This is a genomic window from Zobellella denitrificans (assembly GCF_002407485.1).
GTDB classification, from domain to species: Bacteria; Pseudomonadota; Gammaproteobacteria; order Enterobacterales; family Aeromonadaceae; genus Oceanimonas; species Oceanimonas denitrificans.
In genome coordinates, this window is record NZ_CP012621.1 from 1,508,152 (window position 1) to 1,521,280 (window position 13,129).

Genomic DNA, 13,129 nt, shown 5'->3' on the forward strand with positions numbered 1-13,129 from the left:
TTACGCCTCCCGCTCGGCGGCCAGGGCTGCCGCGCGGGCATTGGCCTCTTCCAGGGCGCCGGGCTCCATCCAGCTCAGATCGGCATCCTGCAGGTCGGGCAGGTCCAGCTCGTCACGCAGGCCCTGCAGATCCTGCTCCACCTGGCGGATCATGCCGGCGGCATAGGTGCGATGATCCAGGCCGCTGGCCTCGGCGTGCTCCAGCAGGGCATTGAGTGCTGGGCGCAGTTGGGTTTGCAGCACCGACAGCAGTTGGGAGTAGATGCCGGCGGTTTCGGCGCGCAGCTGCTCGCCCACCTTGTCATCGGGCAGGGTAGCGATGCGGCTGCGCATTTTCTCCGCTTCCATCTGCGCCTGGTCGCGCTCGGCACTCACCTTGGCCAGGCGGGCGCCCTGGGCCTCGTAGTCGGCCTTGGCGTCGTCGCGCTCCTTGGTGAGCTGCTCCTTCTCTTTGGTGTGCCTGGCGATCAGTTCCTCGGCCAGGTCGACAAACGCCTCTTTGTCGCCGGTTTTGGCCACCTCCAGCAGGGCGGTTTTATGGTCTTCGGGCAGGCGGCGGAACTGGCGCATTTCGCGGTAGCCGATGCCCATGCGGGACATGGACTCCAGGGCCTCTTCGCCGAATGCACGGAGGTTGGCAATGTCTTGATTGGCTTTCTCGTCAGAGACGCCCAGCAGACCGCAGAACTCGATCCATGTGCCGCTCAACTCCAAACCGTTTGGAGTTTTCTTGCCGGCAATGGCCCGATACAGCTTGTTTTCCTTGACATAGGCCAGCTTGGAAGCCCAAACGGTTTGGGAAAATTTGCCAAATGCTTCGGCCATTTGAGCCTGGCCCAGCAGTTGGTTAACCAGATCCCGCTCTTCGCTGTGTGCCGCCTGCAATGCGGCTGTTTGGTTCTGTACTTGCTCGCCCCATTCCCTGGCGGCGGCGATATCCAACTCGGTGGATGGGTTGTTGTTGTTCTCGTCGGTCATCACTCTTCTCCTTCAATTTCCTCGACCAGTTGCTCTATGCGCGCCACGCAGCCGTGTTCGATCACCGCGTCGGCGGCCTCGGCCAGGCTCAGGCCGTTGCGGATCAGGCTCTCGATGCCGGTGGCCAACTCGCAGATGGCGGCGGTCAGCTCGGTGTCCGGCGCGGTCTCATGCACCTCCGGCCAGGTGAGTGCGTAGTTAAACGCGAGGATGCGGCGGGTGTGGACGTCCATGATGCACCTCACAGCATGATCAGCAGGACGATGGCCAGCCCGCCGAGGATGGCGGAGGCGGCGCCCAGGCCGAATGCCAGCAGTTCGGGCTCGGGGCAGATGGGGCGAATTTTGCGGGGTTTGATGGGTCTCATAATGTGCTCCTTAATTGCGGCTGCCGGCGGCGACGCGCTGGCCCAGTTCGGCAATGCGGCCGGTGGCGCGCTCCATCTCCTGGCTGTGGGCCACGGCTATCTGCAGCAGGCTCACGCTGGGCGCGAACCGGCCATTGTCCAGCTTGATGGCCAGGCCCTCTTCAATCAGCGCCGCCATGGCGCGGGTAATGGCGCTGGCCGGCTCGTTGAGGGTTTTGGCCAGCTCGCCGTTGGATATGCCGTCGAGGCTGTGGCCGCGCAGGGCCTTGAGTACGCGCAGGGCGCGCACGGTGCTGTTGCTGATGCGTTTGGCGGTCATGGTTAAAACTCCAGTTGCGGGCTGGCGTGCTGCTGCACGTTGCCCTTGTGCCAGGCCAGGGCCTGCATGGCGTTTTGAATGCCGGCCAGGGTGGGCTCGGCCTCGGCGCGCTCGGCGTAAAACTCCATCAGCAGGCCGGTTACCGAGTGCAGCAGCTGCTGCAGGCCCTGGATGTCTTCGGCGTCCGCCTTGCGGCCGGTGGGCATGTCGATGAGCAGCTTGCCGGTGTGGGCGGCCATCCAGCGGGACACTAGGTTGATGCCGCACACCCGCTCATAGGCGATGACCATGGGTGCCGGCATGCGGCCGCTGCTGATCCACTTGTACAGCACCCAGTGGTCGGTGAGCCCCATGTCGGCCGCGATGCGCTCAACGCTCAGGTTGTGCTGCTCGCGGGCGTATTCCTTGCACCCTTCCAGGGCGCTGCGCAGGGTGCTCGGTTGATAGTTTTTCCAACGACGAGACGACATTGGAACCTCCCGTACTCGCGGCAAAAGGGCCGCGTCCAAACAAAAAGCCTTTTTGTCTATGGGCAAAGGCGTTGCAAATTGGCTAAAGTTACCGTTACCAATCGGAGCCAGCTGTCGCGGCTACTGATCTGCTCGCCTACGCCGCGGCATGGTTAGGACGAGCGATGATCTTTAGCCCGCGGGTCACTGCCTCGAGCGGGAGCTTCATGCCGAGTTTTACGGCGATCTCGTGGGAGACGCCGCGCGAGCCTTTGAACTGGCCGTTGATGACCATGTAAACCTTGCGGCGGTCGTAGCCGTTGGCCTCTGCCCAGGTGGAAATGGGCACACCGGCCGCCTCGAACAGGGCCTTAACCTGTTCTCCGGTGTACGGCTTGTTGGTGGGTAGTTGATACGGGATGTCCATGTGCGGCGCTCCTGTGGGTTGGTTGTGTGCGAATCGATTGGCTTGTGTGTGCTGTTTAATCATGGTGCAGATATATGCACCTGTCAATGGTGAGGTGTGGAAATTTACATGCTTGGCGATCGGCTAAAAGAAGAACGTGAACGAATCGGGCTGACGCAGCCCGTCTTCGCTGAGCTGGCAGGGGTAAAAAAGCGGACTGTCATTGATTGGGAGAAGGGCGTCTCGTCTCCAACTGCGCTTCAACTGGAGGCGTTATCGAAGGTGGGGTTGGATGCTCAATATGTCGTAACAGGCGCCAGATCTGTGGCCAGCCTGGAGAACGCAGAACAGGAGCTGCTGAAACTGTTCCGCTCTGCACCTCTTCAGGTTCAGCATGCAGTTTTGGGGGCATTAACTGCGGGCTCAAGCCCAGCAGGTACACAGCCATCCATCAAGGTGTCAGGGAGCGGTAACCGGGTGGCCGGCAAGGATTACCACGAGAAGTAATCGGAGGGTTCCACATGAACATTCATGTGAACGGCAATAACAATAGAGTTGCGGGGCGTGATTATTACGAGCTGGTGTTAACGCCGGAGGCCATGCTGTTGCTGATGCAGCTGATGAGGATCTGGCTGCGTAAGCCGTAAACAGGCAACGGAGGTGCCTATGGCTGAAGAAAAAAAGAGCGCGTACTGCAAAAGTTGCGAGCGGCGGGTGGTGGTGTTCCGCAAGGGGACAAACCATATTCTGCACCTGCTGCTATCCATTATTACCTTCGGGCTGTGGCTGATTATCTGGTTCGGCTGCGCCGTAAAATTCGGCGGTTGGCGCTGCACCGAGTGCGGCTCCAAGCGTGTTCAGGGGGTGGAGTGATGCATAAAACACTACTGGCCGGCACGCTGTCCGCGCTGCTATTGGCCGGCTGTGCCGGCACCCACTTTCGCTGGGAGGATACCGAGCGGGTGCAGACGGGCATGACCGAGGCCGAAGTGGTCAGCATTTTGGGCAAGCCCCACGCGCGCTCCCAACGGGGAAACATATCAGTTCTGTCCTGGTCTTATGCCAGTGCGTTTGGCCCGGCCCGGGCAGTGAGCTATCAGTTTGTGGATGGTCGAGCAGCAGGCATTACCACGGTGGGCAAATAACATGCTGCACAAGCCCGCCGACGCCGAACTGCTGGCGGCCCTGCGCCGCCGGCCCTATGACCGGGCCAGCCGCGAGGCGGCCAAGCGGATTGAGGAGCTGCTGCAGGAAGTGGTGCAACTGCGGGTGCAATTACACCAAATGGACGTGCCGGTTACGCCCCCTGGTACGGACAAAGCTGGAAGCTAGTTCGCCAAGACAAGGAGGTTCGCTATGTCTACTAAGCGCAGTTTGAGATCGCAGGCACCAGTTGCGTTGATGCTGGCGACCCTGGCGGGAGGATCCCACGCGGAGACAAGGTATCTCGACTGTGTTTTACATAACGAGGAGAGCAAGAACAATACGCTCCATATCATCATCGATGATGACTCTGATAAGGCGGAGGTTGTTCAGCACCTGGGTACAAGCGAGTGTATCAAGGACCGATCGTGCCCCACTCAGCTTTTCAATAAAGAGGTTCTGCCCACCTTCATCCGCTTGTCGAAGAGCAGCATTACCAGCTTTTCGTCTTATGTGCATACCATTGAGATCGACCGCACAAACCTGCAAACTGTGGTCCACTTGAACATCGACATTGATGAGTCCAGCAGCAACCCCAAAATGAAGTCGCATAACACCTGGGTAGGCCACTGCGATTTGCAGGCGAACCCCGCCAAAAAGTTGCTATAACCATTTTGCCCTGGTTCAAATGAGCTTCCTGATAAACGCCCCCACAATGGGGGCGTTTGCATTTCCCCGTGCCCTCAGGAGGCCCCCATGATCTGTCTACCCCGCTTGAGTATCTGGATTATCGTAACCGGCCTGCTGCTACTGGCCATTGGCTGGCTGTCGCCGGTGCAACTGCCGGTGGTGCTGTACAAGCTGGGACTGGTCACCCTGGGCGGGGTGCTGGGCTACTGGCTGGACCGGGGGCTGTTCCCCTACGCGCGCCCGCACCAGCTGCTGGATGACGACCCCGACGGCCCCGGCCACCTGAGCATGATCCGCCGGGCGCTGATTGTGCTGGCCTGCATTCTCGGCCTGACCCTGGGGCTGTAACCATGCTGCTGCTGCGCCTGCTTATCCTCGCCATGCTGTTGCTGCACCCGCGCCGGCTGGTTGTTGCCCTGGCCCTGCTGCTGGTGCTGGCCGCCACCCTGGTGGCCCTGCCCGCCTGGGGCGCGGTGCCGGCGAGCGCGCAGCAGTACCAACGGCTGCTTACCCGTAGCGCCCACGCCTATTGGGGTCTGGATGCACCCATCGCCACCATGGCCGGGCAGATACACCAGGAGAGCGCCTGGCGCGCCAATGCCCGCTCCCCGGTGGGGGCCCAGGGCCTGGCCCAGTTTATGCCCGCCACCTCCGAGTGGTTTGCCACCGTGTACCCCGCCGCCCTGGGCGACAACCAGCCCTATAACCCGGCCTGGGCCCTGCGCGCCCTGGTGCTGTACGACCGCTGGATATACGCCCGGGTGAGCGGCCCCAACCAGTGCGAGCGCTGGGCCAAAACGCTCTCCGGCTACAACGGCGGCCTGGGCTGGGTGCAGCGCGACCAGCGGCTGGCCGCCAGCCGGGGGGCCGATCCGGCGCGCTGGTTTGATCACGTAGAACACCACACCAGCCGCGCCGACTGGGCCCGGCGGGAAAACCGGGGCTATGTGCGCAACATACTGACACGCTGGGAGCCGATGTATGCGGCCGCCGGCTGGGGGCGTGGCGTATGTGGGGCGTAGTTAGGATGGGGGCTGCCATCCTGTTGTTTATTGCCGGTGTCGCCCTGGTCATTTGGCTCGGCGCCCAGCGCGGCGAGCGATACAAGGCGTCGCTGGAGCAAATGACCGCCAACCGCGACCGCTGGCAGGCCCGCGCCACCGCCCTCACCGAGGATCTGCGCCAGGAGCGCGAGCGGGCCGAGCAGGCCGAGCAGGCGGTGCTGACCCTGCAGGGGGCACTGGCGGACATAGATGCCGGCCTGGCGGATGCCGAGCACGCCGTGCGCCAGGCCCCGCCGGAGCACAACGGCCCGGTGGCGCCGGTACTGCGCCGGGCACTGGAGGCACTGCCATGACAGTCGGGATCATATTGGCTCATCTGGTTGTGATTTTTGCCTGCGGCCTGCTGCCCATTACCGGGTTTTATGCGCTGTGGCAGTGGGTCGATTACCGAGAGCGTGGGCCGGCGCTGCTGTTTCTGTGCCTATGTCTTGGTCTGGTTGTGTTCTTGTTTGCTGTATTCCAGGTTATTGGGAGGGCGCCATGAATCCCATGCCTCTCGCTGTGATTATTGCCGCCGGCATTGTCTGCTCGCTGATGATGACCGTGCATCGTGGCAAAGGCCTGCTGGTGTGGTGGATGGTGATGTGGAGCCTGATTGTCCTCACCGGCTGCACCAGTCGGCCCGCACCACTGCCCGAGCCCGCCCCGCTGCCGGCCCCCATCCTGTGCGCCGCCCCGGCGGCCATGACCGAGCACGAACCCATGCCCCGGGCACCCCGGGGCGACTACACCCAGCAGGAGGTGGCGTTGTACCTGCTGGCCCTGCATCGCTGGGGCAGCCGCGGCTGGCAACGCCTGGCCGCGATACACGACTACACCCGGCAGTGCCGGGTTAGGGAGCAATGATGGAGTACAACTGGACGGCTATCCGCTTTGCGTTTGACGTATTCCAGGCGCTGTTTATGACCGGGGTGGCGATATACGTGTGGTGGACCCGGCGCACCAGCGCCACCGCCGCCGAGATCAACGGCCTCAAGCAGCGCATCACCGAGGTGGACAGTCGCGCCGCCCGCATCGAGCAGGCGCTGGAGCACCGCCCAGGCCATGGCGATATAGATGAGCTGCGCGGCGAACTGGCGCAAACCAACCGGGCCCTGGCCGAACTGGGGGCCCAGCTGCAGGGCACCACGGCATTACTCCACCGACTCCACGAATACCTGCTCACCGAGAGGAGCAAATCATGAGCTACCAGGATTTTGAGACCGAGGGCCGCCGGCTGGGCATCCTGCGCATTCTGTCCCGCCGCACCCAGTACACCACCAACGAATACAGCCTCAACGACGAGCTGCGCGGTGCCTACGCCCACCACATCAGCCGCGACCGGCTGCACACCGACCTGACCTGGCTGGAGGAGCAGGGCCTGGTGATCTGCCAGCAGCCCCGCGCCGGCTGGGTGATCACCCTTACCGCCCGTGGGGCGGACGTGGCCGCCGGCACCGCCCAGGTGCCCGGCGTGGCCCGCCCGCGCCCCGGCACCGAGTAGGAGGCACCATGGCCCCACGCAGCAAGGTTTACAGCCTGCCCCCGGAGCTGCGCGAGCAGCTCAACGAGCGGCTGGTCAACTCCGGGTTCGCCGGCTACGAGGCGCTCTCGGCCTGGCTGGCAGAGAGCGGCCACAACATCAGCAAATCCGCCGTGCACCGCTATGGCGAGGATCTGCGCGAGGAGTTCGAAGAGGCGATGGGCGACGTGCGCAAAACCACCGAACTGGCCCGCGCCATGGCGGCCGATGATACCGACGAGAGCGGCCACCTGCTGGACGCCACCGCCCGCATCGTGCAGGACCAGCTGCTGCGCATCTCCATCGCCATGCGCAAAGCGGAGGCCGACCCGGCCACCGCCGCCAAGCAGCTCAGCAGCGTCACCCGGGCCCTGGCCGATATCGGCCGGGTCAGCCTGGGCCAGAAGAAATGGGCGCGGGAAGTGCGGGCGGAAATCCTGGCCGAGCAGCGCGCCAAGCTGGACGCCATGCCCAACCAAGGCGGCGTGACCGAAGAGACCAAACAGGCCATCCGTGAGGCCCTGGGGATCAACTGATGAGCAAGCTCAAAGGTCGCGCCAAATGCATACCCGCCAATCCGGAGGGTATTTTCCTGCCGTATCAGTCGGCGTGGATCAAAGACAACGCGCGGCTAAAACTGATGGAAAAATCGCGCCAGATCGGATTGTCCTGGTCATCCGCCTATGCTTGCAATGAGCGCACCGCCGCTCAGGGTGCCAAGCGCGATCAGTGGGTGAGCAGTCGGGACGACTTGCAGGCGCGGCTGTTTATCGAGGACTGCAAAATGTGGGCGGACATCATGGGCATGGCCGCTCAGGATTTGGGTGAGATAGTCGTAGACAAAAACAGCCGGGCTTCTGCCTACGTGCTCGAATTTTCCAGCGGCCGGCGCATCCACTCCATGAGCTCGAATCCCGACGCCCAGGCAGGTAAGCGCGGCGGCCGGGTGCTCGACGAGTTCGCTCTGCATCCCGATCCGCGCAAACTGTGGTCCATCGCCTATCCGGGTATTACCTGGGGCGGCAGCATGGAGCTGATCTCCACCCACCGGGGCAGTCACAATTTTTTCAACGAGCTGGTGCGCGAGGTGCGCGAGCACGGCAACCCCAAAAACATCAGCCTGCACCGGGTCACCCTGCAGGACGCTCTGGACCAGGGTTTTTTGTTCAAGCTGCAGCAGATGCTGCCGGCCGACGACGAGCGGCAGGATATGGACGAGGCCGAGTATTTCGACTTTGTCCGCGCCGGCTGCGCCGATGAGGAGTCGTTTCAGCAGGAGTACATGTGCAACCCGGCCGATGACGACGTGGCATTTCTCGAATACGACCTGATCGCCTCGGCCGAATACCCGGCCGATGCCAATTGGCAGCAGCAGGAGGGCGGCCGGTTGTTTGCGGGGGTGGATATTGGCCGCAAGAAAGATCTCACCGTGCTATGGGTGGTGGAGAAGCTGGGCGACGTACTGTACACGCGGCACGTGGAGTGCCTGCAAAACATGCGCAAGTCGGAGCAAGAGGCCATTCTCTGGCCCTGGTTCGAGCGGTGTGACCGTATCTGTATCGACAACACCGGCCTGGGTGTGGGCTGGGTCGATGACGCCCAGGACCGGTTTGGCAGCTACCGGGTAGAGGGCGTTACATTCACCGCACCCGCCAAGGAGCAATTGGCTTATCCCATCCGTTCGGCGATGGAAGACCGCCGCCTGCGCATTCCACACGACCCCGCCATCCGCGCCGACCTGCGCCAGGTAACCAAGCAGGTAACCATGGCCGGCAACGTGCGGTTTACCGCCGAGCGCACGCCGGACGGCCACGCCGACCGGTTTTGGGGCCTGGGCCTGGCGATACATGCCGCCAGCGCTCCGGTAACAGAGATTGATTTCATCAGGGTGCCGCGTGCCGGCCGAGCACAAGATGACGACGATATAACCGGAGGTAACCCATGGCGTTAACGGGCCTGATAAAAAAACTGTTCGGCGGCGAGCAGGCACTCAAAGAACAGCAAACCGACGACTCCGCCGGCCGTGCCGGCATCGGCCAGCTCAAGCGCGAATTTGCCGAGCACCCCACCAAGGGGCTGACACCCGCCCGGCTCTACCAGATCCTCGAGGCCGCCGAACAGGGCGATCTCAAGGCGCAGTCCGAGCTGTTCGAGGACATGGAGGAAAAGGACGCCCAGATAGGCTCCGACCTGGCCAAGCGCCGCCAGCTGGCGGCGGAGCTGGAGTGGCAAATCGTGCCGCCGGACAACGCCACCGCGGCGGAAAAACGCGCCGCCGACCAGGCCGCCGAGGTGTTCGCCGGGCTGGAGGTGGAGGATCTGATCCTGGACATGGGCTCCGGCCTCGGCCATGGCTGGGCCAACCTGGAACTGGCCTGGCAGCGGGACGGCGCCCTGCGCTACATCGAGCAGCCCATCCTGCGGCCGCACAGCTGGTTTCAGCTGCACCCGGACGACCAAAACACCCTCACCCTACGCGACCAGTCCGCCACCGGCGCCGAGCTGTGGCCGCTCGGCTGGGTGCAACACCGCCACCGTGCCCGCCCGGGCTACGTGGCCCGCACCGGCCTGCACCGCATGCTGGCCTGGCCCTACCTGTTCCAGAACTACGCCCTGGGCGACCTGGCGCAACTGCTGGAGATCTACGGATTGCCGGCGCGGGTGGGCAAGTTCCCCCACAACGCAACCCCGCAGGAAAAGGCCACCCTGCTCAAAGCGGTGGTCAGCCTGGGCAAGGACGCCGCAGGCATCATCCCCGAGGGCATGACCATCGATTACCTGGAGGCCGCCGGCAAGGGGGCCAGCGCCGACATATACAAGGTGATGATGGACTGGTGCGAACGGGCCAAAGCCAAAGTGATCCTGGGCGGGACGTTGACCTCGGGCACCGGCGAGGGCACAAACACCAACGCCCTGGGCAACGTGCACGAGCGCGGCCAGGCATCGCTCATCCGCTCCGATGTGCGGCAATACGCCGGCAGCATCCGCCAGTACATCCTGTGGCCGATGGCGGCGCTCAATTACGGCATCGACTCGCCCAACCGCGCGCCCCGGTTTTACCTGGATATCGGCGAAACCGAAGACGTGAAAATGCTCTCCGAGACCCTGCCGGTGCTGGCGGATCGCGGCATGCGCATCCCCATGTGGTGGGTGCACGAAAAATCCGGCATCCCCCAGGCCACCGAGCAAGACGAGGTGCTGCAACCCGCCGCCAGCCAGGATCCGTTCGCCATGCTGCGCGCCAGGGCCGTGCCCGGGCGCCGAGGCCTGGCCGCCCTGCGCACGCAGGGGCAGGCCCCGGGCCCGGTCGAGATGCTGGGCGATGCCGCCGCCAGCGCCGCCCAGCCCGAGATGCTGGCCTGGCTGGAGCGCATAGAGGCCATGCTGGACTCGGCCAGCAGCCTGGAGCAGTTCCGCGAACTGCTGCTGGCATCGTACTCCGAACTGCCCACCGACGGCTTTGCCCAGGCCCTGGGCGACGCCCTCGAGGCCGCCCAGGCCGCCGGCCGGTTCGATATAGAGCAACTGGCGGATGATGCCGAGGGCTCCGCATGACCACCCCGCAGCAGCCATCCGCCCTCAGCGGCGTCTTCCGCCGGCCGTTTGCCGAGCAGGTGGCGTTTTTTCGCCGCCGGCTCGCCAACCTGGTGCCCACCCGCCGGTGGGACGACATCCAGCGGGCGGCGCACGACTCGGCCTTTGTGGTGGCCGGGGCCACCAAGGCCAGCCTGCTGGCCGATCTGGCCGGCGCGGTGGACAAGAGCATCAGCCAGGGCCGCAGCCTGGGCGAGTTCCGCCAGGACTTCCGCAACATCGTCCAGCGCCACGGCTGGCACAACTGGACCGGCGAGGGCACCGTGGCCGGCGAGGCCTGGCGCACCAAGGTGATCTACCAAACCAATGCCCGCACCAGCTACGCCGCCGGCCGCCGGGCGCAGATCGCCGAGGGCGGCTTCCCGCTGCGGGTGTACCGCCATGGCGGCAGCCAGGATCCACGCCCCGAGCACCTGAGCTGGGACGGCCTGGTGCTGCCCGCCGACGATCCGTTCTGGGACACCCACGCCCCGCCCAACGGCTGGGGCTGCAGCTGCTACGAGCTGGGTGCCCGCTCCGAGGCCGGCGCCCGCCGCCTGGGCGGCGACCCCGGCAAACAACTGCCGAGTGACTGGGATGCCACCGTGCGCGGCACCGGCGCCCCGCCGGGCATAGACAAGGGCTGGGACTACGCCCCCGGCGACAGCGTCATGGGCCAGGTGCGGGGCGCGGTGCAGGCGGTGCGCGATAGCCTGGCCAAACTGCCGGCGGCCCTGGCCTCGGCGGTGCGGCGCGAGTGGCGCGGCCGGGGCATCCCCACCGGCACAGGAGAGAGCGACGATGAGTGAGGTGCAGGTAACCCTGGTCGGTCAGGAGGAGGTGATCGCCACCCTCAACCGCCTGGTGGGCGCCATGGACGACGCCACCCCGGCCATGTTCGACGTGGGTGAGTACCTGATCGCCAGCACCCGCGACCGGTTCCTGCGTGGCGAAAGCCCCGACGGCGTTGCCTGGGAGCCCACCAGCCAGACCACCCTGCAGGCGTACCTGGACCGGGGCGACCGCGCCGACCCCCGCCCGCTGTTCGGCCCCTCCGGCCGGCTGCACTCCGAGATCCTGTCATTCCCAGATGCCACCAGCGTCACCGTGGGCTCGGCGCTCATCTACGCCGCCGTCATGCACTACGGCGCCAGCCAGGGCGAGTTCGGCACCTCCAGCCGCGGCGGCCCCATCCCCTGGGGCGACATCCCCGCCCGCCCGTTCCTCGGCATCTCCGCCGAGGACGGCCGGCAGATCCTGGCCATTCTCAACGAGTACCTGCAGGGCGTGATATAGGGCTGACCGAAACAGCCCCTAAAACACGCTGTACGCGCCCAGGCCGAAAACCTGGGCGCTGGTACGAAAAAATCCGGCCACGCTCGCCACGGGCGCCGTAAAGCGTTTATAAAGTCGGTTTGTCTCCGCCAGGCGCATGCGGACAGCGCCCCCTCCATTCCCACCCCACCAACGGTTTTGCCCCTGTTCAAATTACCCCCGCCGGCTCTCATGGCACGGTGGGGGAAATTGACCAGGAGGCACCATGCGCCACACCCCCATTGCCATAGCTGTATTGTCCTGCTCCGCCCCTCGGGTGGCCGCCTGCGCGCTGCGCGTGTCGGTCACCGATGAGCTGACCCGGCTGATACCGGGCGGGCGGTTCGACGCGCCGCGCGGCTCGATGGAGGGCCAGGGCCCCTGGCTGCTGACCGAAACCCGCGCCCGGGACGTGATCGCCCGCGCCGCCGCCCGCAGCACCGACATCCCCATCGACTACGAGCACCAGACCCTGCTGAGCGAGCGCAACGGCCTGCCGGCCCCCGCCGCCGGCTGGGTGGATCCACGCAGCCTGGTGTGGCGGGATGACGGCCTCTATGGCCGGGTGAGCTGGACCGCCGCCGCCAAGCGGGCGATCAGCCCGGGGCCGGATGGCGAACCGCCGGAATACCTCTACCTCTCGCCGGTGTTCCCCTACGACCAGGGCGGCGAGGTCATCGAACTGCTGCACCTGGCACTGACCAACACCCCGGCCATCGACACCGCCGTTACCACACTGGCGGCCGCGCGCATGGCAGCCACCCAGACACACCACACCGAGGAAAAACCCATGAACGAGGCCCAGAAACTGCTGGCCCTGCTCGGCATAGAGATTGCCGAGGGCGCCGCCATTACCGCCGAGAACCTGGCTGCCGGCGAGCAGGCCATTGCCGCGCTCAAGGCCGACGCGGCCAGGGCGGCCACCACCGCCACCGAACTGGCTGCGCTCAAATCCAACCCGGCCAAGCCGGACCTGTCCCAGTACGTGCCCAAGGCCGTGTACGACGAGGCCCAGGCCCAACTGGCCGCGCTCAAAGCCGGCACCCATAACGCCGAGCTGGACCAGCTGATAGAGCAGGGCCTGGCCGATGGCCGCATCCCCGGCAAGGCCACCGCCGACTGGCTGCGGCCCCAGGGCCTCGCCGCCTGCAAGGCCTACCTGGATGGCGCTCCGGCCATCGCCGCGCTCAAGGGCGGCACCCAGACCAATGGCAAGGGCCACCAGGGCGATGACCAGCCCGGCGAGCTGAGCAAGGAAGAGCTGGCGGTGTGCAAGGTCATGGACCTGAGCCCCGACGAATACCGCAAGGCCAACGCCTAATACA

25 protein-coding genes are annotated in these 13,129 nt (G+C 65.1%); 19 read left to right on the plus strand and 6 right to left on the minus strand.

The genetic code is table 11. The features are described 5' to 3' along the window. The 6 genes from AN401_RS19960 to AN401_RS07230 form a co-directional block, all read right to left on the minus strand. The gene (locus AN401_RS19960) at positions 1-978 is read right to left on the minus strand and encodes a hypothetical protein (RefSeq protein WP_198401831.1); all 978 of its coding nucleotides are present in this window, start codon (positions 976-978) and stop codon (positions 1-3) included. Then, positions 978-1,211 carry a hypothetical protein gene (locus AN401_RS07215; protein WP_096778928.1) on the minus strand — a complete coding sequence of 78 codons (234 nt, stop codon included), beginning with the start codon at positions 1,209-1,211 and terminating at the stop codon, positions 978-980. Before AN401_RS07215 ends, AN401_RS19960 begins: the two co-directional genes overlap by 1 nt. A gap of 8 nt (positions 1,212-1,219) precedes the next feature. Continuing rightward, complete coding sequence (locus tag AN401_RS20270) at positions 1,220-1,345, minus strand: hypothetical protein (RefSeq protein ID WP_269769029.1); 126 nt, start codon at positions 1,343-1,345, stop codon at positions 1,220-1,222. Positions 1,346-1,355: 10 nt separating this feature from the next. Further along, positions 1,356-1,664, minus strand: a complete 309-nt coding sequence (locus AN401_RS07220; RefSeq protein ID WP_096778929.1) for a helix-turn-helix domain-containing protein — start codon at positions 1,662-1,664, stop codon at positions 1,356-1,358. A gap of 2 nt (positions 1,665-1,666) precedes the next feature. Beyond that, complete coding sequence (locus tag AN401_RS07225; protein ID WP_096778930.1) at positions 1,667-2,134, minus strand: hypothetical protein; 468 nt, start codon at positions 2,132-2,134, stop codon at positions 1,667-1,669. 136 nt (positions 2,135-2,270) lie between these two features. After that, a complete protein-coding gene (locus AN401_RS07230; RefSeq protein ID WP_096778931.1) occupies positions 2,271-2,540 on the minus strand; it encodes a DNA-binding protein in 270 nt (89 codons plus the stop codon). Positions 2,541-2,636: 96 nt separating this feature from the next. Between AN401_RS07230 and AN401_RS07235 the strand changes: the two genes are divergently transcribed. From AN401_RS07235 to AN401_RS07320, 19 genes are all read left to right on the plus strand, one after another. Further along, entirely contained in the window at positions 2,637-3,026 is a 390-nt protein-coding gene (locus AN401_RS07235) for a helix-turn-helix domain-containing protein (protein ID WP_198401832.1), read from the plus strand. Between the two features lie 14 nt (positions 3,027-3,040). After that, positions 3,041-3,166, plus strand: a complete 126-nt coding sequence (locus AN401_RS20275) for a hypothetical protein (protein ID WP_269769030.1) — start codon at positions 3,041-3,043, stop codon at positions 3,164-3,166. A gap of 19 nt (positions 3,167-3,185) precedes the next feature. Continuing rightward, positions 3,186-3,392, plus strand: coding sequence for a hypothetical protein (locus AN401_RS07240; RefSeq protein ID WP_096778933.1), 207 nt, complete (start codon positions 3,186-3,188; stop codon positions 3,390-3,392). After that, entirely contained in the window at positions 3,392-3,664 is a 273-nt protein-coding gene (bamE, locus tag AN401_RS07245; protein ID WP_096778934.1) for an outer membrane protein assembly factor BamE domain-containing protein, read from the plus strand. Before AN401_RS07240 ends, bamE begins: the two co-directional genes overlap by 1 nt. A gap of 1 nt (position 3,665) precedes the next feature. Next, positions 3,666-3,851, plus strand: coding sequence for a hypothetical protein (locus tag AN401_RS07250; protein ID WP_096778935.1), 186 nt, complete (start codon positions 3,666-3,668; stop codon positions 3,849-3,851). 24 nt (positions 3,852-3,875) lie between these two features. Beyond that, positions 3,876-4,331 carry a hypothetical protein gene (locus AN401_RS07255; RefSeq protein WP_096778936.1) on the plus strand — a complete coding sequence of 152 codons (456 nt, stop codon included), beginning with the start codon at positions 3,876-3,878 and terminating at the stop codon, positions 4,329-4,331. A gap of 87 nt (positions 4,332-4,418) precedes the next feature. Continuing rightward, positions 4,419-4,700 carry a putative holin gene (locus AN401_RS07260; RefSeq protein WP_096778937.1) on the plus strand — a complete coding sequence of 94 codons (282 nt, stop codon included), beginning with the start codon at positions 4,419-4,421 and terminating at the stop codon, positions 4,698-4,700. 2 nt (positions 4,701-4,702) lie between these two features. Further along, the gene (locus AN401_RS07265) at positions 4,703-5,374 is read left to right on the plus strand and encodes a transglycosylase SLT domain-containing protein (protein WP_198401833.1); all 672 of its coding nucleotides are present in this window, start codon (positions 4,703-4,705) and stop codon (positions 5,372-5,374) included. Between the two features lie 5 nt (positions 5,375-5,379). Beyond that, positions 5,380-5,709: a hypothetical protein gene (locus tag AN401_RS07270; protein ID WP_096778938.1), complete on the plus strand. Its 330-nt coding sequence runs from the start codon at positions 5,380-5,382 to the stop codon at positions 5,707-5,709. Then, positions 5,706-5,900, plus strand: a complete 195-nt coding sequence (locus tag AN401_RS07275; protein WP_096778939.1) for a hypothetical protein — start codon at positions 5,706-5,708, stop codon at positions 5,898-5,900. The genes AN401_RS07270 and AN401_RS07275 overlap by 4 nt, the downstream gene beginning before the upstream one ends. Next, positions 5,897-6,262 (plus strand): hypothetical protein, encoded by a 366-nt coding sequence (locus AN401_RS07280; RefSeq protein ID WP_157772173.1) that lies wholly within the window; start codon positions 5,897-5,899, stop codon positions 6,260-6,262. Before AN401_RS07275 ends, AN401_RS07280 begins: the two co-directional genes overlap by 4 nt. After that, positions 6,259-6,600, plus strand: coding sequence for a DUF2730 family protein (locus tag AN401_RS07285; RefSeq protein ID WP_096778941.1), 342 nt, complete (start codon positions 6,259-6,261; stop codon positions 6,598-6,600). The genes AN401_RS07280 and AN401_RS07285 overlap by 4 nt, the downstream gene beginning before the upstream one ends. After that, positions 6,597-6,899 (plus strand): VpaChn25_0724 family phage protein, encoded by a 303-nt coding sequence (locus AN401_RS07290; RefSeq protein ID WP_096778942.1) that lies wholly within the window; start codon positions 6,597-6,599, stop codon positions 6,897-6,899. The genes AN401_RS07285 and AN401_RS07290 overlap by 4 nt, the downstream gene beginning before the upstream one ends. An 8-nt stretch (positions 6,900-6,907) precedes the next feature. Next, on the plus strand, positions 6,908-7,453 hold the full coding sequence (locus tag AN401_RS07295; RefSeq protein WP_096778943.1) for a DUF3486 family protein: 546 nt from the start codon (positions 6,908-6,910) through the stop codon (positions 7,451-7,453). Next, complete coding sequence (locus AN401_RS07300) at positions 7,453-8,868, plus strand: phage terminase large subunit family protein (RefSeq protein WP_096778944.1); 1,416 nt, start codon at positions 7,453-7,455, stop codon at positions 8,866-8,868. The genes AN401_RS07295 and AN401_RS07300 overlap by 1 nt, the downstream gene beginning before the upstream one ends. Beyond that, the gene (locus tag AN401_RS07305) at positions 8,859-10,472 is read left to right on the plus strand and encodes a DUF935 domain-containing protein (RefSeq protein ID WP_096778945.1); all 1,614 of its coding nucleotides are present in this window, start codon (positions 8,859-8,861) and stop codon (positions 10,470-10,472) included. Before AN401_RS07300 ends, AN401_RS07305 begins: the two co-directional genes overlap by 10 nt. After that, a complete protein-coding gene (locus tag AN401_RS07310; protein ID WP_096778946.1) occupies positions 10,469-11,299 on the plus strand; it encodes a phage head morphogenesis protein in 831 nt (276 codons plus the stop codon). The genes AN401_RS07305 and AN401_RS07310 overlap by 4 nt, the downstream gene beginning before the upstream one ends. Continuing rightward, entirely contained in the window at positions 11,292-11,786 is a 495-nt protein-coding gene (locus AN401_RS07315; RefSeq protein WP_096778947.1) for a phage virion morphogenesis protein, read from the plus strand. The genes AN401_RS07310 and AN401_RS07315 overlap by 8 nt, the downstream gene beginning before the upstream one ends. Before the next feature lie 244 nt (positions 11,787-12,030). Continuing rightward, positions 12,031-13,125 (plus strand): phage protease, encoded by a 1,095-nt coding sequence (locus AN401_RS07320; RefSeq protein WP_096778948.1) that lies wholly within the window; start codon positions 12,031-12,033, stop codon positions 13,123-13,125. Positions 13,126-13,129: the final 4 nt, after the last annotated feature.